This is a genomic window from Streptomyces sp. NPDC046977 (assembly GCF_040644455.1).
Taxonomy (GTDB): domain Bacteria; phylum Actinomycetota; class Actinomycetes; order Streptomycetales; family Streptomycetaceae; genus Actinacidiphila.
This window is the reverse complement of record NZ_JBEYWO010000008.1, coordinates 59,418-81,042: the sequence shown is the minus strand read 5'-3', so window position 1 is coordinate 81,042 and position 21,625 is coordinate 59,418. Positions and strand designations below refer to the sequence as shown.

Annotated in this window: 17 protein-coding genes; 15 read left to right on the top strand and 2 right to left on the bottom strand. The window is 71.7% G+C overall.

Going from position 1 to position 21,625, the window contains the following annotated elements:
- Positions 1 to 6 precede the first annotated feature (6 nt).
- On the top strand, positions 7 to 2,028 hold the full coding sequence (locus tag ABZ883_RS14310) for a M3 family metallopeptidase (protein ID WP_360905916.1): 2,022 nt from the start codon (positions 7 to 9) through the stop codon (positions 2,026 to 2,028).
- 54 nt (positions 2,029 to 2,082) lie between these two features.
- Here the strand turns inward: ABZ883_RS14310 and ABZ883_RS14305 are convergent, their stop codons facing one another.
- Entirely contained in the window at positions 2,083 to 2,442 is a 360-nt protein-coding gene (locus ABZ883_RS14305) for a metalloregulator ArsR/SmtB family transcription factor (protein ID WP_360905915.1), read from the bottom strand.
- Between the two features lie 18 nt (positions 2,443 to 2,460).
- Here ABZ883_RS14305 and ABZ883_RS14300 point away from each other — a divergent pair, with 18 nt between their 5' ends.
- On the top strand, positions 2,461 to 3,555 hold the full coding sequence (locus ABZ883_RS14300) for a cation diffusion facilitator family transporter (protein WP_360905914.1): 1,095 nt from the start codon (positions 2,461 to 2,463) through the stop codon (positions 3,553 to 3,555).
- A gap of 15 nt (positions 3,556 to 3,570) precedes the next feature.
- On the opposite strand, the gene ABZ883_RS14295 is transcribed toward ABZ883_RS14300, so the two are convergent.
- Complete coding sequence (locus tag ABZ883_RS14295) at positions 3,571 to 3,999, bottom strand: hypothetical protein (protein WP_360905913.1); 429 nt, start codon at positions 3,997 to 3,999, stop codon at positions 3,571 to 3,573.
- Positions 4,000 to 4,309: 310 nt separating this feature from the next.
- On the opposite strand from ABZ883_RS14295, the gene ABZ883_RS14290 reads away from it, so the two are divergent.
- The 13 genes from ABZ883_RS14290 to ABZ883_RS14230 all read left to right on the top strand — a co-directional run bounded on the left by ABZ883_RS14290 (position 4,310) and on the right by ABZ883_RS14230 (position 21,618).
- Complete coding sequence (locus ABZ883_RS14290; protein ID WP_360905912.1) at positions 4,310 to 4,717, top strand: FxLYD domain-containing protein; 408 nt, start codon at positions 4,310 to 4,312, stop codon at positions 4,715 to 4,717.
- 981 nt (positions 4,718 to 5,698) lie between these two features.
- On the top strand, positions 5,699 to 6,064 hold the full coding sequence (locus tag ABZ883_RS14285) for a hypothetical protein (protein WP_360905911.1): 366 nt from the start codon (positions 5,699 to 5,701) through the stop codon (positions 6,062 to 6,064).
- On the top strand, positions 6,061 to 7,095 hold the full coding sequence (gene pstC / locus ABZ883_RS14280) for a phosphate ABC transporter permease subunit PstC (protein ID WP_360905910.1): 1,035 nt from the start codon (positions 6,061 to 6,063) through the stop codon (positions 7,093 to 7,095). The genes ABZ883_RS14285 and pstC overlap by 4 nt, the downstream gene beginning before the upstream one ends.
- Before the next feature lies 1 nt (position 7,096).
- Positions 7,097 to 8,314 carry a phosphate ABC transporter permease PstA gene (gene pstA / locus ABZ883_RS14275; protein ID WP_360905909.1) on the top strand — a complete coding sequence of 406 codons (1,218 nt, stop codon included), beginning with the start codon at positions 7,097 to 7,099 and terminating at the stop codon, positions 8,312 to 8,314.
- 98 nt (positions 8,315 to 8,412) lie between these two features.
- Positions 8,413 to 10,134 carry a phosphate ABC transporter substrate-binding protein PstS gene (locus tag ABZ883_RS14270; RefSeq protein ID WP_360905908.1) on the top strand — a complete coding sequence of 574 codons (1,722 nt, stop codon included), beginning with the start codon at positions 8,413 to 8,415 and terminating at the stop codon, positions 10,132 to 10,134.
- Positions 10,131 to 12,698 (top strand): hypothetical protein, encoded by a 2,568-nt coding sequence (locus ABZ883_RS14265; RefSeq protein ID WP_360905907.1) that lies wholly within the window; start codon positions 10,131 to 10,133, stop codon positions 12,696 to 12,698. Before ABZ883_RS14270 ends, ABZ883_RS14265 begins: the two co-directional genes overlap by 4 nt.
- 99 nt (positions 12,699 to 12,797) lie before the next feature.
- Positions 12,798 to 13,796: a hypothetical protein gene (locus tag ABZ883_RS14260; RefSeq protein WP_360905906.1), complete on the top strand. Its 999-nt coding sequence runs from the start codon at positions 12,798 to 12,800 to the stop codon at positions 13,794 to 13,796.
- An 86-nt stretch (positions 13,797 to 13,882) separates the two neighbouring features.
- On the top strand, positions 13,883 to 15,457 hold the full coding sequence (locus ABZ883_RS14255) for an Ig-like domain-containing protein (protein ID WP_360905905.1): 1,575 nt from the start codon (positions 13,883 to 13,885) through the stop codon (positions 15,455 to 15,457).
- Between the two features lie 127 nt (positions 15,458 to 15,584).
- Positions 15,585 to 17,483 (top strand): hypothetical protein, encoded by a 1,899-nt coding sequence (locus ABZ883_RS14250; RefSeq protein WP_360905904.1) that lies wholly within the window; start codon positions 15,585 to 15,587, stop codon positions 17,481 to 17,483.
- A 46-nt stretch (positions 17,484 to 17,529) separates the two neighbouring features.
- Complete coding sequence (locus tag ABZ883_RS14245) at positions 17,530 to 18,471, top strand: hypothetical protein (RefSeq protein WP_360905903.1); 942 nt, start codon at positions 17,530 to 17,532, stop codon at positions 18,469 to 18,471.
- A 15-nt stretch (positions 18,472 to 18,486) separates the two neighbouring features.
- A complete protein-coding gene (locus tag ABZ883_RS14240) occupies positions 18,487 to 19,785 on the top strand; it encodes an Ig-like domain-containing protein (protein WP_360905902.1) in 1,299 nt (432 codons plus the stop codon).
- A complete protein-coding gene (locus ABZ883_RS14235) occupies positions 19,782 to 20,774 on the top strand; it encodes a class E sortase (RefSeq protein ID WP_360905901.1) in 993 nt (330 codons plus the stop codon). The genes ABZ883_RS14240 and ABZ883_RS14235 overlap by 4 nt, the downstream gene beginning before the upstream one ends.
- A gap of 94 nt (positions 20,775 to 20,868) precedes the next feature.
- Entirely contained in the window at positions 20,869 to 21,618 is a 750-nt protein-coding gene (locus tag ABZ883_RS14230; protein WP_360906154.1) for a phosphate ABC transporter ATP-binding protein, read from the top strand.
- Positions 21,619 to 21,625 lie beyond the last annotated feature (7 nt).

The following is a 21,625-nucleotide window of genomic DNA, read 5'->3' as shown; positions in this document are numbered from 1 at the left end:
GGTCGCGTGACCTCGACGCATCCCTTCCTCAGTCCGAGCCCCCTCCCCTACGAGCTGCCGCCGTTCGCCGACATCCAGGACGAGCACTACCTGCCGGCCTTCGAGCGCGGCATGGCCGAGCAGCTCGCCGAGGTGCGGGCCGTCGCGACGGACCCCGAGCCGCCGGGCTTCGAGAACACGATCGTCGCCCTGGAGCGCTCCGGCGACCTGCTGGGCCGCGTCTCGAACGTCTTTTTCAACCGTGCGGCCGCCGACACCGGCCCCGCCGTGCAGGAGATCGAGGCCCGCGTCAACACGGCACTCGCCGCGCACGCCGACGCCATCCACCTCGACCCGGACCTCTTCGCCCGCATCAGGACGCTCCACGACGCGCGGCACGAACTCGGCCTGGACGCGGAGTCCCTACGGCTGCTGGAGCGCTACCACACCCGTTTCGTCCGCGCCGGTGCCGAACTCAACCCCGAGGGCCGCGAGCGGCTGCGCGAGCTGAACGGTGAGATCGCCGAGGCCTCGACCACCTTCGAGCAGAACCTCTTCGCCGACACCAAGGGCGCCGCGATCGTCCTGGACAGCGCGGACGAACTCGCCGGCCTGTCCCCGGACGCCATCGCCTCGGCCGCCGCCAACGCCACCGCCCTCGGTCACGACGGCCGCTACGTGCTGAGCCTGAAGAACTTCTCCCACCAGACCGAACTCGCCTCCCTGGACGACCGCGCCCTGCGCCGCAGGCTGCTGGAGGCGTCCCTGGGCCGCGGGCTCACGAGCAACCGCGCCGTCGTGGTGAGGCTCGCCCGGCTGCGTGCCGACCGCGCCGCGCTGCTCGGCTACCCCTCGCACGCCGCCTACGTCGTCGCCGACCAGACCGCGGGCACCACTGAGGCGGTCACCGACCTGCTGGCGCGGCTGGTCCCGGCCGCCGTCGCCAACGCCGAGCGCGAGGCGGCCGCGCTGGCGGAGGCATCGGGCCTGTCGGACTTCGCCGCGTGGGACTGGACGTACTGGTCGGAGAAGGTCCGCAAGGCCGAGTACGACATCGACGCCGCCGCGATGCGCCCGTACTTCGAGCTCGACCGGGTCCTTCGGGACGGTGTCTTCCACGCCGCGGGCCAGGTGTACGGGCTGAGCTTCACCGAGCGCCCCGACCTGGACGGCTACCACCCCGACGTACGGGTCTTCGAGGTCTTCGACGCCGACGGCGCACCGCTGGGCCTCTACCTCGGCGACTTCTTCGCCCGCGCCTCCAAGCGCGGCGGCGCCTGGATGAACAGCCTGGTCGACCAGTCGCACCTGTTCGGCCGCAAGCCCGTGGTCGTCAACAACCTCAACGTCGCCAAGCCCGCGCCGGGCGAGCCGGCCCTGCTCACCTTCGACGAGGTCCACACCCTCTTCCACGAGTTCGGCCACGCCCTGCACGGGCTGCTCTCCGACGTCCGGTACCCCTTCTTCTCCGGCACCTCGGTCCCGCGCGACTTCGTCGAATACCCGTCCCAGGTCAACGAGATGTGGGCGACGTGGCCGCAGGTGCTGGCCCACTACGCCCGGCACCACGAGACCGGTGAGCCGATGCCGGCCGACCTGGTGGCGCGCATGGAGGCCGCCGAGCGCTTCGGGCAGGGCTTCCGCACGGTCGAGGCCCTGGCGGCGGCCGTGCTCGACTGGGCCTGGCACTCCATCCCGGCCGGTCACGACCCGGGCGACGCCGAGGAGTTCGAGGCGGCCGCGCTGAAGGAGGCGGGGCTCGCGCTGCCGGCCGTCCCGCCGCGCTACCGCAGCACCTACTTCGCGCACATCTTCGCCCACGGCTACAGCGCCGGTTACTACTCCTACCTCTGGAGCGAGGTCCTGGACGCCGACACCGTCGAGTGGTTCCGGGAGAACGGCGGCATGCGGCGGGAGAACGGCGACACCTTCCGGCGCGAACTGCTCTCGCGCGGCGGCAGTGTCGACTCGCTCGCGGCCTACGAGGGCTTCCGGGGCCGGGCCCCGGAGATCGGCCCGCTGCTGACCCGCCGCGGCCTGGCCGGCTGAGCAGGCTGAGCAGGCTGAGCAGGCGCCTTCAGCAGCGGCGCCGCCGCGGCCGGGTCAGTCGTGCGGCCGTGCGCCGCTGATGCGGTGGTCGGCGAGGTTCAGCGCCTCGTCGACCACCCGGCGCAGATGCCCGTCGGCCAGGACGTAGACCATGCGGCGCCCCTCTTTCCGCCCGGTCACCAGCCCGGCCAGCCGCAGCTTCGCCAGGTGCTGGCTGACGGCCGGGCGGGCGGCGCCGCACATCTCGGTCAGCGTGCCGACATCGGCCTCCCGCCGGCCCAGGGCGTGCAGGATCCGCAGCCGGGTGCGGTCGGCGAGCAGCCCGAGCAGGTCGGCGGCGACGGCGTACTGCTCGGCGCCAGGGTCTCGCGGGTGCGCATCCTGTGCAGGTGACAGGTGCATGCGTGCGCTCATACGCACATAATGACAGTCATGGACGAGCACCGGCACCCCCACCCGCACGACGGTCACGGACAGCCGCACGGCCACGACCACAAGCCCGGCCACGACGACAAGCCCGGCCACGACGACAAGCCCGGCCACGACCAGGGGCACCGCCACGACCACGGCAGGGCCCGCCCCCACTCCCACGCGGCCACGGACAAGCTGGACCGCGCACTGGAAGGCTCCGCCGAGGGCATCCGCGCCCTGTGGATTTCGCTGGCGGTCCTCGGCGCCACCGCCGCCGTGCAGGCGGCCGTCGTCGTGGTGTCCGGGTCGGTCGCGCTGCTCGGCGACACCGTGCACAACGCCGCCGACGCGCTGACCGCCCTCCCCCTGGGCCTGGCGTTCCTGCTCGGACGGCGCGCCGCCACCCGCCGCTTCACCTACGGCTACGGCAGGGCCGAGGACCTGGCCGGGATCGTCGTCGTCGCCACGATCGCGGCGTCCGCGGTCGTCACCGGGTACCAGGCGGTGGACCGCCTGATGGATCCGCGGGACGTCTCCCATCTGCCGGCGGTGGCCGCAGCCGGGCTCGCCGGATTCGCGGGCAACGAATGGGTGGCCCGCTACCGCATCCGCATCGGGCGCAGGATCGGTTCGGCCGCGCTCGTCGCGGACGGGCTGCACGCCCGTACCGACGGCTTCGCGTCGCTGGCCGTGCTGCTCGGCGCGGGCGGTGCGGCACTCGGCTGGCGCGCGGCCGACCCGGTCGTCGGGCTGCTCATCGGCGCCGCCATCCTGCTGGTGCTCCGCGACGCGGCGCGCGAGGTGTTCGGCCGTCTCATGGACGCCGTCGACCCCGCGCTCGTGGACGCCGCCGAGCGGGCGCTGCGCGACCGGCCCGGTGTCCTGGACGTCGCCGAACTGCGGCTGCGCTGGATCGGCCACCGGGTGCGGGCGGAGGTCGCGGTCGTCGTGGACGGTTCGCTCGACCTGCGCGCGGCGCACCAGGTGGCCGTGGACGCCGAACACGCACTGCTGCACGCCGTTCCCCGGCTGAGCGCCGCCCTGGTCCATCCCGACCCGGCGCCGGCGGCCGGCCTCCCCGATCCGCACGCCGGCCTGGCCCATCACGGGACGTGAGGTACGGGGCGCGGTTCAGCGCGGCCCGGTGCCGCGGTCGGCCGCCGCCTGTGCGGCCGCGTCCCTGATCCGCGTGCCCAGCTCGCGCAGCCGGTCGGCGGGGGCGCCCAGTCCGTTGAGTCGCAGGCGGGCGGCCTCGGTCAAGGGGTCGGCGTTGGCGGTGAAGGCCAGATTGAGTGCCTGACGCACCATCCAGTGGTCGTAGGTGAGCAGCCGGACGGCCTCGTCGCGGGCGTTCGCCCGCTCCCCGTCGACGGGCAGGTCCCGCAGCCGCTGGGCGATGCCCTGCAGAACCGCCGCCTGCCGGCTGCCGGTCCGGGCCGTTTCCGTGGGGACCGGGCCCGGCTCGCCGCAGGCCGCGACCACGCGGTCGGCCGCCGGCTGGGCGGCCACCGCCTGGTCCAGGAGCGCGGCCAGCGCTGCGAGTTGCTCGTACGGGGACATGGCTCCTCCGGTCGGGCGTCGCGTGGCCACGGACCTCCCCAGTGTGCGCCCGGGGGACGGTCGCGGGGGATCGGTGGTGACCGGGAGGAATGATCAGTACCGGATCGGTCACGGCAACATCACAGACCGCTCGCATGTCTGCGCGGACTGTGAGGGTGATGTCACGGTGTCCCCCACACCCAAGCCTCAGGGGGCTCCTGTGACACAGTCGTCGCACACGCAACCACCGGGTTCGCACCCGTCCCAAGGACCCGGTTGGGTCCAGCCGCCGAAGAAGTCGGGGGCGGGGAAAATACTCGGCTTCGGCATCGTGGCCATCCTTGTCGTGGTCGGCGGCAGTGTCGCGTTCGCCCTCCACACCGGCGACGACGGGGACTCCGGCGGCACAGCGCCGGCGGTGAGCACCGGGCCGGCGCAGGACGCCGCCGGGCAGGGCCAGTTCAAGGACGATGTGAAGATCGACTCGTGCGGGCTCACGGACTTCACCAAGTCGCCCAGTGCCGAGGTGGTCATCACCAACCACGGCCAGAAGAGCGCCGACTACCAGGTGCGCGTGGAGTTCAGTGATGCGACGGGACACCTGATCTCCCAGGGCGTCGCGACGACCACGGGACTGGCCGGCGGGGCCTCCGTGAAGGAGAGTGCCCAGGGAACCGGTCCGGCGGGGGACGACATCACCTGCAAGGTGACCGAAGTGGGCCGCACCGGCGTGAATTGACGCGGTGCGGCAGGAACGGCCCGGCGTCGCCGTTGCGGACGGGCCTTTCCCTCCCCGGCGACTCCGGTCGCCGTGCGGGCCCGCGGCCGGGAGCCGCGGGTTCTCCGCGCGCGGGATGCGCCGGCGGTTCCCGTACCCACGGGTAGGGAATCAGGGGCAATCAGGGGCGCCGGACGGGACGGTTGACCGCCAGGGGCGCCGGACGGGACGGTTGACCGCCCGTGCGGGGACGGCCGGCCGTCGGCCGTGTGAACGTCTTCCGGTGGCCGGCGAACTGGCGAGAAACGTCCTCTGAACAGGTTGCGCAGACGCGCTCCGCGGCCGGCCGCGATTGGCGAGAATCTGTGCCTCCAGTTTCAACTACGTGTCCCTTCAAGACTGTTGACGACCGTGCTCACGCAACTGCCGGTCGATGCGTACCGCTTCTGCGTGACATTGCCTGCGTCGGACCGTGGCTGAAAAAGCGGAGCGTCACCGTAACCTTGATCATCGTTACCTTGCGTGGATCTGCACGTCTCGTTCATCTTCCATCCGTTCGGCGTTCTCCCCTCCTTGAACGCAACCCCCTCATGTGCCGCGACTGTCAGTCCCGCTTGGGGATGTATTTCGGCCTGTTGCGCGAAAAACACAATGGGGAGGGAGGTCGGCCTTATGGTCCGGCCGCGCGTTCTGTACATGCTGGCCCAGGGGGATGGCAGGTACCTGCCAGGGGCGCAGCATGTGCGTTCGGGGAATCCGGGGGACCCGGACCTCTCCCCGGAGGGTTTGTCGCGCACTGCGAGACCCGAGAGACCTGAAAGACCCGAAAGACCCGAAAGACCGGGCAGACCCGACAGACAGGACCGTCACGACCGGACCGACCGGCAGGAGCGCGGCGAGGGCCGCCCCGCCGCGGTCGGCTGGCGGCTGGTCGGTGCCAACAACCGTGAACTGGGCCGCAGCGCCCGCGCGTACGCGTCCCTGGCCGAGTGCCAGGCGGCCGTGCTCCTGCTCCGCGAGAACGTCGGGCAGGTCCGCGCGCAGCTGGCCATGGCGGATGCCGGCAGCACCTGGACCTGGCGGGTCGCGCTCGGTGGAAAGGACGTCGCGGTGTCCGGCCGCACCTACCAGCGCCAGCGCGAGTGCCAGCAGAACCTGGGGCTGTTCCTGGCCGCTGTCACCGTCGCGGAGATGACCGAAGGAACCGCCCACCGGCCGCGGTTGCGCGGCCTGCGGGCCGCAGCTCAGCCGCGGTCTACGCGAGAAGAGTCCGAAGAGGGCCGCGACGCACGCGACGCCCAGGACACCGGGGGTTCCCGGGACACCACGCCGCCCACCGGGCTGCGGGCCGGGGCGGGGGTCCGATGACCGTCGCACTTCCCGGTTTCGGACGCTCCTCCGAGCCCGGTCCCGATCCCGTGGACGACGTCCCCCGCACCATCCGCGGCAGCGCCGAGCGCGCCGACCTCGCCTTCCGCCTCGCGGCGCGGGGGAGCGGCGCCACGGTGCTCGTCATCATGCTGCTGGTCGGCGTCTTCCTGACCTACCGCGCGTGGCAGGCGCTCAGTGTCGCCGGCTTCTCGTTCCTCACCACGGCGGCCTGGGAACCCGATTCCCACCACTTCGGCATCGCGGCCGTGCTCACCGGCACGGTGCTGATCGGTCTGACGGCGATCGCCTTCGCGGTGCCGCTGGCGCTGGGCACGGCTCTGTACATCTCGGAGTACGCGCCGCGCCGTCTGCGGCGCACGCTCGTCAGCCTCGTGGACCTCATGGCGGCGGTGCCGAGTGTGGTCTACGGACTCTGGGGCGCGTTCTTCCTCCAGAGCCATGTGGTCGGGCTGTCCCGCTGGCTGGCCACGTACTTCGGCTGGATCCCGATCTTCAAGGTCACGGGGACCGACCTCGACGACCCGCTGGCGACCTCCACCGTCTTCACGTCCTCCACGTTCATCGCGGGGATGGTGGTGGCGCTGATGGTGACCCCGATTGCCTGCTCCGTCATGCGGGAGGCCTTCTCCCAGGCGCCCGTGGGCGAGCGCGAGGGCGCGTACGCGCTCGGCGCGACCAAGTGGGGCATGGTGCGCACCGTCGTCCTGCCCTTCGGGCTCGGCGGCATCATCGGCGGCACGATGCTCGGCCTCGGCCGGGCGCTGGGCGAGACGATCGCGGTCTACATGATCATCTCGCCGGTCTTCGCCATCCAGCCGCACATCCTGCAGAACGGCGCCAACTCCGTCTCGGCGCTGATCGCCCTGCGCTACGGCTCGGCGAGCACCTTCGGCATGTCGGCCCTGATGGCCGCCGGCCTCGCACTGTTCCTCATGACGCTGGTCGTCAACTTCATCGCCTCCTCGATCGTTGCGCGCAGTCGCTCCGGCGCGGGGGTGGAGGCCTGAGATGAGTGACCTCCTCACCAAGGAGCGGACGGCCCCGGCCGCCCGCCCCGACGGACCCGAGATCCGGCGCAACACCTCCGGTGTGCACCTGAACGACCTGCTGGCGATGGCCGGAGCCCTCGTCGGCGCGGTCGCGCTGACCTCGCTGCTGTTCTTCTGGGTCGCGCCGTTCGACTCCCTCCTGGGCTTCGTCGTCGTCGCGTACGTGTGCTTCCTCGGCCTGTACGCCGTGCTGGTCTCCCTGGACCAGAATGCCGCGGCGGTACGGGACCGGGTGGCGGCGTTGGTGTGGCAGAGCCTGGCCCTGCTGCTCCTGGTCGCACTGGTCTTCGTGGTCTTCTACACCCTGTGGCGGGGCCATCAGGCGCTGGTGCACCTGAACTTCTTCACCCAGGACCTGTCGGAGACCGGCCCGCTCCAGCCGCTCACGCAAGGTGGTGTGCTGCACGCCATCGTCGGCACGCTGGAGCAGATCGGGATCGCACTGGCCATCACGGTGCCGCTCGGCCTCGCCTGTGCGGTGTTCCTCAATGAAGTGCCCGGCGGATACGCGCGCTTCGTGCGGACCATCGTGGAGGCCATGACGGCCCTGCCCTCGATCGTGGCGGGTCTGTTCATCTACGCCACCGTCATCCTCATCATCGGCCTGGAGAAGTCCGGCTTCGCCGCCGCGCTCGCGCTGAGCGTGATGATGCTCCCGATCATCATCCGCGCCGCCGACGTGGTCATCCGCCTGGTGCCGAGCTCGCTGCGCGAGGCGTCGTACGCGCTGGGGGCCGGCCAGTGGCGCACGGTGTGGACCGTGGTGCTGCCGACCGCGCGGTCGGGTCTCACCACCGCGGTCATCCTCGGCACCGCCCGCGGTATCGGCGAGACCTCGCCGGTGCTGCTGACCGCGGGGTTCACGGCGGGTCTCAACGCCGACCCGCTGAGCGGCCCGCAGATCTCGCTGCCGCTGGCGACCTTCTCGCTCGTCGGGTCGCCGCAGCCGAATCTGATCTCCCGGGGGTTCGGTGCCGCGGCGCTGCTGATGGCGCTGGTCCTCCTGCTGTTCCTCCTGGCCCGTGCCATCGGCGGCCGCGGCCCGGGAGAGCTGAGCCGTGGTCAGCAACACCGGCGGGTGCTGGCCTCCCAGCGGGACGTGCAGCGCATGGGCGCCCGCCGGCCGTCGGCCCCGCAGCCTGCCGCACCGGCCGCCCCCGGCACGGACGACTCGTGACCCCCCGCCGTCCCGACCGCACCACCCGTACTGATCAGGAGCCCCCCGTCATGCCCGGAGCCCGTCCGGCACCGCCCGCACGTTTCCGTTCCCAAGCCGTGAGACTTCTCGCGTTGCTGGCCGCCCTGTTGTTCACGGGTGTGCTGCCGGCGGCCGACACCGCCGCCGCCGTGACGTACGTCCCCATCTCCGGCGTCGGTTCGACCTGGAGCGCGAACGCGATCGAGCAGTGGCGGGCCAACGTCAAGAAGTACGGAATGACGGTCAGTTACGCCGCCACCGGCTCTTCCGACGGCCGCAACCAGTTCCGCAACGGCACCTACGACTTCGGCGTCTCCGAGATCCCGTACGGCGTCAAGGACTCCGGTGTCGTCGACCCGCCGCCCTCCCGGAACTACGCCTACATGCCCATCGTGGCGGGCGGTACCTCCTTCATGTACAACCTGACGATCGCCGGCAAGCGGGTCACCAACCTGCGGCTGTCCGGCGAGGTCCTCACCAAGATGTTCACCGGCGTCATCAAGACGTGGAACGACCCGGCGATCAAGGCGGACAACCCCGCTCTCGCGGCCTCCCTCCCGGCCCGCAGGGTGGTCCCGGTGGTCCGCTCCGACGGCTCGGGCACCACCGCGCAGTTCACGACCTGGATGGCCAAGCGGTACGGCTCGCTGTGGGACGACTACTGCAGCAAGGCCGGCCGCAGCACGCCCTGCGGGCAGACGTCCAACTACCCCATCGTCTCCGGCAACGGCTTCGTCGCGCAGGCGGGCTCCAACGGTGTCTCCGGCTACGTCGCGGGCAAGAACGGCGTCGGCACGATCACCTATGTCGAGTACTCGTACGCGACCTCCACCACCGGCTTCCCGGTGGTGAAGGTGCTCAACCAGGCGGGCTACTACGTCGAGCCGAAGGCCACCAACGTCGCGGTGGCGCTGCTCCAGGCGCAGATCAACAAGAAGGACCTCACGCAGAAGCTCGACGCGGTCTACACGGACCGCGACCCGCGCACGTATCCGCTGTCGAGCTACAGCTACATGATCATTCCGACCAAGTTGGAGTACAACTTCAACGAGCAGAAGGGCAAGACGCTCGGGGCGTTCGCGTACTACTTCCTGTGCCAGGGGCAGCAGCACGTGGACGACCTCGGGTATTCGCCGCTACCGGTGAACCTCGTCAAGGCCGGACTCGAGCAGGTCCGCAAGATCCCCGGTGTCGATGTCGAATCGATCGACATCAAGACCTGCCGCAACCCCACCTTCTCCGCCAACGGCACCAACACCCTGGCGAAGACCGCCCCTTACCCGCCCGCCTGTGACAAGCAGGGCGGGACGCAGTGCGACACCGGTACCGGTGGCGCGAAGACTCCGACCCACGTCGGCGGGGGCAGCGGCGGTTCGGGCGGCAGTGGCGGTTCGGGCGGCACCGGTGGCGGAAACGGCTCCGGTGGCAGCGGCGGCACGGGCGGCACGGGTGGCACCGGCGGTACAGGAGGTACCGGCGGTACGGGCGGCAGCGGCTCCGGCGGCAGCGGCGGGGACACCTCCACTGCCGGCGGCGGTGACACCGGCGGCGCCGGCACCACCGGCGGCGGCAGCGCCTCCCCCTCGATCGACCCGGACACCGGTCAGGTCGTCGACAACGGCGCGGCCGCGGCCGACGGCGGCGGCAACGGCGCCTACCCGCTGCCCGTGACGACCGCCAGCAACATCGGCGGCGGCACCCAGACGACGCTGATGGTCCTGGCCGCGGTGCTGCTGGTGGCCCTCACCATCGTGCCGCCGCTGCTCAACTCGCGCCTCGGCCGGAAGGACCGGTCATGAGATCACTCCGCCGACCGCTGGCCGGCCTGCTGGCCGTCCTCGCCCTGGCGCTCACCGGTGCCGCGGCCCCGGCCTCCGTCCAGAAGGCAGCCGCCGGGACCGGGTCGCAGGTGACGGTCTCCGGCCATGACGAGTTCGCCGACCTGAAGCTGACGGTCAGCCAGACCAAGAACCTCGTCAACCAGGTGGTCAAGATCTCCTGGAAGGGCGCCACGCCGACGATCTCGGACAGCAACTACGCGGCCGACTACCTGCAGATCATGCAGTGCTGGGGCGACGCCTCCACCGGGCCGAAGCCGGATCAGTGCCAGTTCGGCGCCTCCTCCGCGCTCGGTGCGGGCGCGGGCAGCCAGGGCGCCGGCGCGTACACCAACACCCGCCAGCTCAACTACGGCGGACTCCACGACCCCGCTCAGACCCTGCCGCCGTCCTCGGACACGGGAATCTCCTCCGTCCCCTTCCACTCGGTCACCGGCGATGTGATCAAGAAGGGCAACTGGAACGAGTTCTACGACGTCAGCACCTCCAACGAGGTCCCCTACGCCCGGAGCGGCACCAACGGGACGGGTGAGGTCTACTTCGAGGTCCAGACCTCCTTGGAGGCCCCCGGCCTCGGCTGTGGCGAGGTCCCCGCCGGGCACGTCTCCGCCACGGGCCGCAGTTGCTGGCTGGTCGTCGTGCCGCGCGGGGAGACCGAGGTGGACGGCAGCCCGTACGGCTCGCAGTCGAGCGGCCTGCTGCAGTCCTCCCCGCTCAGCGCGACCAACTGGAAGCAGCGCATCGTCGTGCCGCTGCAGTTCGAGTCGATCGGCAACTTCTGCCCCATCGGCGCCGACGAGGTCGGCACGCTCGGGACCGAGGCGGTCGCCGAGGCGGTCCTGCGCTGGCAGCCGGCCCTGTGCCAGACCGGTGCCAAGACCATCTACGGGTACCTGCAGGCGACCGACGACACCGCCCGCGTCAAGCTGGTCTCGGACAAGCCGGGCATGGTCTTCGTCAGCCGCCCGGCGACCGCAGACCAGGTCCCCCAGGGCCAGCGGCCGGTGTACGCGCCGGTCGCGCTGTCCGGACTCACCTTCGGCTACTTCATCGAGAGCCGGGCGGGCTTCAGTGCCCCGGACTCGGTCAAGGCCCGCAACGGCACCCGGCTGTCCTCGCTCAACCTGACCGCGCGACTGGTCGCCAAGCTCCTCACCGAGTCCTACCAGGACGGCAACTCCCGCTTCGCGGACAGTACGAAGAACAACCCCTTCAACCTGGCCCGCGACCCGGAGTTCCAGAAGTACAACCCGGACTACGCCGACCTCGACTTCGGCGGCTCCCTCGGTGACGCCCTGGTGCCCGAACCGCTCTCCGACACCGCGTGGGAGTTGTGGAACTGGGTGGTGCAGGATCCGGCCGCCCGGGAGTTCCTGGACGGCACTCCTGACAACACCGGTGCCCACGGCGACGCCAAGTTCTCCGGCATGACGGTCAACCCGCACTACAAGGACGCGGGACTGCCCGTCAACTCCTACCCCAAGAACGATCCGTTCTGCCAGGAGTTCCCGGACCACCCGGACAATCCGCTGTGCATCCAGGACAAGCACCCCTACGCCTCCGACATGCACGCCGGCGCCCGCGCGGTCGCGCGCGGTGAGACGCTGTCCCGCACGCTCTGGGACAACACGACCCTCCCGCCCGCGTACAAGAAGGACAACCCGCAGCCGGCCGGCCAGCGGGCCGTCCTCGCGGTGACCGACACCGCCACCGCGCACCGCTACGGGCTGGTCACCGCCGCCCTGCAGAATGCCGCGGGCCGTTTCGTGGCACCCACCGACGCCTCCCTCCTGGCGGCGCAGAAGGCCATGAAGCCCAGCGGTGTCGCCGGGGTGCTGGGGAACGACCCCGTCGCCAAGGACGCGGCGGCCTATCCGATCCCGCTGCTCAGCTACGCGGCCACGGTGCCCGAGAACCTCGGGAAGAAGGAAGGCCAGGAGTACGCCGACCTGCTGCGGTACGCGGTCGGTCCCGGCCAGCGCCCCGGTGTCTCCGCCGGCACCCTGCCCGACGGCTATGTCCCGCTGCCGCAGGCCCTGCGCTCGCAGACCCTGCAGGCCGCCTCCGCCATCGTGTCCCGGTCCGGCGTCACGACCCCCGACCCCGACCCCGATCCCAGCCACTCGAGCGGCGGGAACACGGGCGGCCACGGCGGGAGCTCGGGCGGCGGCGACGGCGGGAGCTCGGGCGGCGGCGGTGCCGGTGACGGCGGCGCCGGTGTTCCGGGTCCGCCGGCCGACGGCTCCACCCCGCCCGCGTCGCAGGCGCCCTCGGCGCCGGCCGGCGTGCCCTCGGGCACGTCCTCGGGCGCTCCCTCGGCCACTCCGGTGGCCGCCGGCAGTCCGCTGCCGCCCACACCCGACTGGGCACTCGGCGCCACGCGCTTCGCCCTCCTGATCGCCCTCGTGGCCGGCCTTGTCGCGGCCGTCTGCGGCCCCCTGCTGCCGAGAGTGGCGCCGCGGGTCGCGACCGGTCTGCGGGCCCTGCGCACGAGGGGCCTCAACACACCGCAAGGAAAGGGGTGATGCCCGCACTCGAACCATCGACAGGTCCGCGCCAACGAACTGTCTGAACCATCGCGCCGGGCACCACCCGGCAAAAGCCTAGCCGAGAGGTAATTTCACGTGAACATCCGCAAGCTCGTCGTCGCGGCCATCGGTGCCGCCGGCCTTCTCACCGGCACCGTCTGCGGCAGCGTGGCCGTCGCCGACCCGTCCGGCTCGCCGACCTACCGCCAGCTGTCCGGTGTGGGCTCCGACACCACCCAGGACGTGATGAACGGCATCGCCAACGCCGTCACCATCAACGGTGTCAAGGTCATCGGTTCGTACAACGCCACCGGCACCGCGAACGTGACCACCAAGGACCCCGCCACGACGCCGGGCTGCAACATTCCCCGTCCGAACGGTTCCGGCGCCGGCCGCACCGCGCTGCTGAACTCCCTGCAGGCCGGCAACGGCTGCCTGGACTTCGCGCGTTCCTCCAGCCTGACCCTGACCGCCGCGACCCCGGGTCTGACCTACGTCCCGTTCGCCGTGGACGGTGTCAGCTACGCGATCACGCCCAGCAGCACCGTGCCCCGCAAGCTCGGCCTGGCCGACCTCAAGGCGATCTACCACTGCGACCCGGCCTACGTGGGCACCGCCCCGAACTTCAAGCTGACGGCGCTCCTGCCGCAGGCCGGTTCGGGCACCCGCTCCTTCTGGGAGTCCACGGTCGGCATCACCGAGGCCGACGTGGTCGCCAACGTCTACCCCTGCATCAAGGACACCAAGAACGGTTCCGCGGTCCAGGAGCACGACGGTCGTGTGCTCGACGACAAGTCGATCGTTCCGTTCTCCATCGCCCAGTACAACTCGCAGTCGTCGCAGACCGTCGCCGACCTGCGCGGCCGGGCGATCCTGGGCACCATCGACGGCCTCGCGCCCAACGTTCTCAACACCAACTTCGGTGTGAAGCGCGACGTCTACAACGTCATCCCGACCAGCAAGATCGGCACGGCTCCCTGGAGCACCGTCTTCGTCGGGTCGAACGCGCTCGTCTGCCAGCAGACCGGCGTGATCAACACCTACGGCTTCGCGGCCAACCCGAACTGCGGTGACACCAGCAAGCAGACCCCCTGACGCGGTCGCTTCACTTCATCCCCCCATGGATGTCTGAACCTTCGCTTTCGCCACTTTCTCATCCTTCCCAGAGGGAGAGCACGACTGTGTTGAAGAACAAGTTCTCGCGAGCCCTGGCGGGCGGCCTCGCGGGTACGGTGGCCGTCCTGACGGCCGGGCTGCTGGTAGCCCCCGCGGCGCACGCCGACGAGATCGGTACCGCCGTGGCCAACCCCGCGCGCGGCGCCGACACCCAGAGCATGGACTTCACGACGAGCGGTCCCTGCCCGGACCCCTCGACCAACATCCTCGTCTACGTCCAGGGCGCCGGTTTCCCGGACGAGGGCCAGAACGTCGTCGGCAACTCCCCGTTCGAGACCTACAACTCGACGGAGAACGGCGGGCTCATCATCCCGCTGACGGAGACGATGCGTGACTACGCCAACGAGGCGGGCTTCAGCACGCTTCAGGGCAAGTACACGTTCACCGTCACCTGCCGCAAGGCGTTCGGCGACACCATCTACGGTGAGTTCAAGTCCTCGATCTGGTTCACGTCCAACACGACGTACCAGAGCACGGACCCGGACGTGAAGACGGCCACCTCCACCGCCCTCGCGGTGTCCCCGAACAGCCCGGTCACCGCCGGCACCCCGGTCACCCTGACCGCGACCGTCGGCCCCGCCGGCGTCGCGGGCGAGGTGCAGTTCAAGGACAACGGCGCCGCCCTCGGCACCCCGAAGTCCGTGACCGGCGGCACCGCGGCCCTCACCACGAGCAACCTGTCCTCGGGCAGCCACTCGCTGACGGCCGAGTTCACCCCGTCGGACCCGGCCTACGCCGGCTCGAAGTCCACCGCGGTCGACTACCAGGTGAACGTCGCCCCGGCGACCGCCACCACCACCGCGCTGGCGGTCTCCCCGTCCGGCACGGCGCCGCAGTTCAGCCCGGTCAAGCTGAGCGCCACGGTGGCGCCCGCCGCCGCGGCCGGCTCGATCAAGTTCCAGGACACGGTGGGTGGCAACACCTCCACCCTGGCCACGGTGGCGGTCAACGGCGGTGAGGCCTCCTTCACCACCAGCAGCCTCGCCAAGGGCGACCACGCCTTCTCGGCGACCTTCGTCCCGGCCAACACGGCGGACTACCTCGGTTCGGACTCCGGCGCGATCCCGTACGTGATCGGTGCCTTCAGCGGTGTCTCCGCCTCCGAGGACATCACCACCACCGTCGAGGCCGGCGCGCTGGCCATCAGCGTGGACAACCCGCACGTGACCCTGCCCTCGCCGGTGCTCAACGCCAATGGCGACCTGCTCACCACCGCGGGCGAGATCAACCCGGTCACCCTGACGGACACCCGCGCCGGTAACCCGGGCTGGTCCGCCAGCGGCCAGGTGACCGACTTCTCCGACGGTGGCACCCACGCCATCAACGGCCAGAACCTCGGCTGGACCCCGAACGTCATCGACCACTCCCCGGCGCAGACCGTCACCGCCGGCACCAAGGTCGACCCGGCGAACGGTGCCGAGGCCACGGACGCCGGCACGGCCGGTCTGAAGTCCTCGCGCTCGCTGGCCATCGGCACCGGTCTCGGCACGGCGCACTTCGGGGCGGACCTCGCCCTGAACGCCCCGACCTCGACCGTCGCCGGTACCTACACCGCGACCCTCACGCTGACGGCCATCTGAGCCGGTAGCAGGTCATGGGGCGGTGCCGGCCGAGGCCGCCCCGGGCCGGGACGGGCAGCGATGCCCGTCCCGGCCTCCGGCCGCATTCACCCTCCCGTACTGCCCGCGCCCGAACGGACGACCTGACATGATCACTCGTTCCGCCCGCCGGCTGGCCGCCGTCCTGGCCGCCTGCCTCCTCGCCGTTCTCCCCGCGGCCGAAGCCGCTACGGCCGCACCCGCACAGCCGTCGTCCGCACGGCCGGCCGCGGACCCCCACGGGCGCACCACCTTCGGCGTCCAGCCGTCGTCCGCGAAGAAGCCCGACGCCCGGCCGAACTTCTCGTACGGCGTCACCCCGGGCGCCGCGGTGCGCGACTACCTCGCCGTCTGGAACTACGGCAACGAACCGCTCACCCTGAACGTGTACGCCGCCGACGCGATCAACACCGCCGAGGGCGGCTTCGACCTGCTCGCGGGCGGCGCCAAGTCCAAGGACGCCGGTGCGTGGGTGAAGGTCGGCAAGAACCGCGTGACCATTCCGCGGCGCTCGAAGGTCATCGTGCCCTTCACCCTGACCGTCCCCGCCGCCGTGACCCCGGGCGACCACGTCGCCGGCATCGTCGCGTCGCTGGCGGGAGTCCGCACCGACAAGAAGGGCGACCGGGTCAAGGTCGACCAGCGCGTCGGCGCCCGTGTCTACGTCCGGGTGGCCGGCGAGCTCAAGCCGCGGCTGACCGTGGAGGACGTGCACGCCAGTTACCACGGCACGGCGAACCCCTTCGGCAGCGGCTCCGCCACCATCACGTACACCGTCCGCAACATCGGCAACGTCCGGCTGGGTGCCCGTCAGATCGTGAAGGTCCGCGATCTGTTCGGCGGCACCGCCAAGATCACCGGTGTCGAGGACATGGCCGAGCTGCTGCCCGGCACCAAGCTCACGTTCACCGCCAAGGCCACCGGCGTGCTGCCCACGGTGCGCGACACCGCGACCGTGCAGGTCGACCCGGTCTCCGTGCGCGGTGACATCAAGCACCCCGTCCTGCCGCGGGTGACCCGCACGCTGGGCTTCTGGGCCGTGCCGTGGTTCTGGGTGGCCGTCGTGCTGCTGGCCGTCGGCGCCGGACTGTACTTCTGGCTCCGCGGGCGCCGCCGCCGTCCGGGTTCGGCCGCCCCGGCCGGCCGCCCCGCTCCCGCCGGGTCCAAGCGGGCCCCCAAGGCGAAGGCGGCCGCGCCGGTCGCCATGGTGCTGGCCGCGCTGGTGAGCTGGATGGGCGCGCCGAGCGCCGCCGCGGCCGCCCCCGGCGCCCTCTCGGTCTCGCCGCCGCAGGGCTCCGCCACGCAGCCGATCACGCTCACCGCCGCGGCCCCCTGCCCGCCGGCCACCACGTACGTCATCGTCCGGGTGCACGGAGCCGGCTTCCCCAAGGGCGGCCAGAACGTCGTCGGCAACGCGCCGATCGGCACCTACCCGCCGGGCGTCGGCGGCGGCCTGGCGATCCCGCTCACCTTCACCATGCAGGACTACGCCGCCACGGCCGGTTTCCGCGACCTGCACGGCACGTACACCTTCACGGCGACGTGCCTCAAGGCGCCCTTCGACGACAAGGGCCTGCGGGACTTCAGCGGTTCGGTGCGCTTCGTCTCCAAGGACTCCTACCGCGACGGCACCCAGGCCAAGCCCGAGAACCCCGCCGCGGGCACGCCCGGCACCGGCCAGGAGGTGCAGGGCATGCAGGGCGGCACGGGTCAGGCCGATCCGTCCGCCCCCGTCGGCCCGGGCTCGGGCACGGGCACGGGCTCCGGCACGGGCTCCGGCACGGGCGTGCCGAGCGGTGCGCCGGCCGGCTCCGCCGTGCCGAACGCCCAGGGTGGTACCTCCGGCGATCCCCTGGTCGCCACGGCCGCCTCATCCGGCTCCCACACCGCGCTCGTCGCCTGGTCGCTCGCCGGCTTCGTGGTCGCCTTCCTGGTGGTCGCCTTCGGCGCGACCCAGTGGGCGCGCGGCCGCAAGGGCCGCGCCGTCCAGGCCGAATCGGACGACTGAGCGTCCGTCACCACATCAGATGCCCTACGCAAGAGGAGAGAAGATCATGTCCATCAAAAGCCTGTCCCGGCCGGCAGCGGCCGGCCTCGGAGCCCTGGTGCTCACGTGGGGTGCGGTGGGCCTGCTCGGTGCCTCCGCCGCTCACGCCGAGGTCATCGGGACCATGACCGTGAACCCGGGCAAGGGTGCCGACACCCAGGGCATATCCCTGCAGTCGACGGCCGTCTGCCCGGAGCCCGCGACCAACCTCATCGTCTCGGTGAAGGGCTCCGGCTTCCCCGCCGAGGGCCAGAACGTCGTGAGCAACTCGCCGCTGGAGATCTACGCGGCGCCCGTGGGCATGTCGGTGCCCCTGACCGAGACGATGCGCGACTACGCCAACGAGGCGGGTTTCAGCACGCTCCAGGGCCGTTACGACTTCACCCTGACCTGCCGCAAGGCCTTCGGCGACGCCACCTTCGGCGACTTCACCGCGTCGATCTGGTTCACGAGCAACACCACGTACCAGGACACCGACCCGGCCGGGCCGACGAACACGCCGACCACGACGCCCACCACGACGCCGACCACGACGCCGACCACCACCCCCACCACGACGCCGACCACGACGCCGACCGACACCCCGGATCCCACGGACACCCCGGAGCCCACCGACACCGGTGAGCCGACCGACACCGGTGAGCCGACCGACACGGGCGAGCCCACCGACACCGGTGAGCCCACCGACGGCGCCGTGGACGGCGGCACCACCGACGGTGGCACGACCGACGGCGGCACCACCGACGGCGGTTCGACGGACGGCGGCACCGAGGGCATCTCCACCGACGTGAACGGCGGCGGTTCGGGCAACGGTTCGCTCGCGGCCACCGGCGCCAACGCGGCCGTTCTCGGCGGCACCGCTGCCGCCCTGGTCGCGGCCGGATTCGCCGCGGTGCGTGTCGCGCGCCGCCGCGGGCTGCTCACCTTCCACGACACCCCGAACGACTGAGGTCCGGAGACGACCATGATGTCCACCACCGCACGCCGCTGCCTGTCGGCCGGCGTCGCCTCGCTGCTCGCCGCCGGCGCGCTCGCGCTCGGCACCTCGGGTGCCCGTGCCGAGGTGCTCGGGACGATGAAGGTGACCCCGTCGACCGGCACCGACACCCAGGGCATGTCCCTGAGCACCTCGGCGCTCTGCCCGGAGCCCGCGACCAACCTCATCGTCTCGGTGAAGGGCTCCGGCTTCCCCGCCGAGGGCCAGAACGTCGTCGGCAACTCGGAGATCGGCATCTACAACCCGACGCCCGACGGCGGCTTCGAGGTGCCTCTGACCGAGACGATGCGCGACTACGCCAGTGAGGCGGGTTTCAGCACGCTCCAGGGCCGCTACGACTTCACCCTGACGTGCCGCAAGGCCTTCGGCGACGCCACCTTCGGCGAGTTCACCACGTCGATCTGGTTCACCTCCAACACCCGCTACCAGGACACCCTGCCGCAGGTCGCCACCACGACCACCCTGGCCGCCTCCCCGGCGGGCCCGGTCGTCGAGGGCTCCGCCGTCAAGTTCACCGCCACCGTCGCCCCGGCCGGGGCCGCGGGCACCGTGCGCTTCCTCGACGGCACGACGCAGGTCGGCTCCCCGGTCACCGTGTCCTCCGGCACGGCGTCCCTGAGCACCAGCGCCCTCAAGGTGGGCACCCACTCCCTGAAGGCCGCCTTCACCCCGGCCAACTCGGCCGCGTACGGGGCGTCCACCTCGGCGGTCAAGTCCTTCGTCGTCAAGATCAAGCCCCCGGCGCTCGTGACGGCCGCCAAGGTGACCGGCACCGCCAGGGTCGCCTCGACCGTGACCTGCTCCGTGAGCTTCCGCGGCGCCAGCACGGTGACCTACGCCTGGCTGCGCGACGGCAAGACGTACACCGGGAAGACCGCCAGGACCCTGGGCCTGGCCGCCGCGGACTACAAGCACAAGATCGCCTGCCGTCCCACCGCGGGCAACACCACGGGCAAGCTCACCGTCACCAGCCCCGCGGTGACCGTGGCCGTCGGCCCCGCCCTGCAGAACGCCACCAAGCCGGCGATCTCGGGCACGGCCAAGGTGGGCAAGCGCGTCACCGCCAAGGTCGGCACCTGGAAGCCCTCGGGCACGTCCTACAGCTACGTGTGGCGGCGTGACGGCCACAACATCAAGGGCGCCACGCACTCCACGTACGTCCTCACCACGTCCGACCGCAAGCACCTGGTGACCGTCGTGGTCACCGCGCGGCGGACCGGCTACTCGAACGGCACTGCAGTCTCCAAGGCGGTGAGAGTGGGATGACCCCACCCGGCACCCCGGCCCCGGTCGTCGAACTCGGCGACCGGCCCGCCGCCCCCTCGGGGGCCGGCGGGCCGTGGGGCCGTCCCCCTGTGCCGGAGGCTGAGTCCGAGGCCGGCCGGGCGCGCGTGACGCGCCCGGCCGGCCCCGGGCTGCGCGTGGCAGGCGCCGCGCTCAGCATCCTCGCGGCACTGCTCCTCGGATTCGTCGCCGACGTCGGCCTGCTCGGCCACGTCCGGCACGTCCGCGACCGGCAGGTCGACTACGCCGACCTGCGCGGCGAACTCGCCAACGGCGTCGCCCCCGTGGGCGCGGCGCCCATGGAGGGCGTCGAGCCGCTCACCCCCGGCGTGCCCTTCGCCGTGCTGGAGATCCCGCGGCTGCACCTGCGCGAGGTCGTCGACGAGGGAACCACCGCCCGCACCCTGTCCCGCGGGCTCGGCCACCGCCGCGACACGCCCCTGCCCGGCCAGGCCGGCGTCAGCGTCATCATGGGCCGCCAGGGCATGTACGGCGGGCCCTTCCGCAACCTGGACGGACTGCACGAGGGCTGGACCATCAAGGTCACCACCGGCCAGGGCACCCACACCTACCGGGTGATCGGCGTGCGCCGCGCCGGCGACCCCCAGCCGCAGGCCGTCGCCCAGGGAGGCGGCCGCCTCACCCTGATCACGGCCGACGGCACGCCCTTCATGCCGTGGGGCATCCTGCGCGTCGACGCCGACCTCATCTCGCCGGCCCAGCCCGCGTCGGCGCCCGCCGTCGCCGCAGCCGCCCTGCCGGACGACGAGAAGCCCATGGCCGTCCAGAAGTCCGCCTGGCTGCCCCTGGTGCTGTGGGGCCAGGCCCTCGTGGCCGCGGCGGCCCTGCTCGCGTGGGCGCACGCCCGCTGGGGACGGCGGCACGCCTGGGTCGTGGGTGTCCCCGTGCTCGGCGTGCTCGGCCTCCTCGTCGCGGACAACGCCGCGCTGCTCCTGCCCAACCTGATGTGAGGACCCGTCCGTGACCGAGACCACCATCCCGCTCCCGCCGATCCCCGGGGACCCCGAGGACGCCCGTTCCGGAGCCACCCTCGAAGCCAACCGCATCTCCTGCTGGTTCGGCGACCACAAGGTCCTCGAAAAGGTCTCCCTGACCATGCCCGCCGGGCAGGTGACCGCCCTCATCGGCCCGTCCGGCTGCGGCAAGTCGACCTTCCTGCGGACCCTGAACCGCATGCACGAGCTCATCCCGTCCGCGTCGCTCGCCGGCGAGGTCCTGCTGGACGGCGAGGACATCTACGCGCCCGGCCGCCGGCTCACCGAGGCCCGCCGCCGGATCGGGATGGTCTTCCAGAAGCCCAACCCGTTCCCGGCGATGTCCATCTACGACAACGTCACCGCGGGCCTGAAGCTCACCGGGCTGCGGGTGCGCAGCGACGCCAAGGACGACCTCGTCGAGGAGTGCCTGACCAAGGCCGGCCTGTGGAAGGAGGTCCGGTCCCGGCTCCGGCAGCCCGGCGGCGCCCTGTCCGGCGGTCAGCAGCAGCGTCTGTGCATCGCCCGCTCGCTCGCCGTGCGCCCCAAGGTCCTGCTGATGGACGAGCCGTGCTCGGCGCTGGACCCGACCTCCACCCGGCGCATCGAGGAGACGATCCGCGAACTGGCCGACGAGGTCACTATCGTGATCGTCACCCACAACATGCAGCAGGCCGCCCGCGTCTCCGACCAGTGCGCGTTCTTCCTGGCCGAACAGGGCACGCCCGGCGGCATCGTGGAGCACGGCCTCACCACGACCATGTTCTCCACGCCCGCCGACCCGCGCACCGCGGACTACGTGGAGGGTCGCTTCGGGTAGGGGAAGG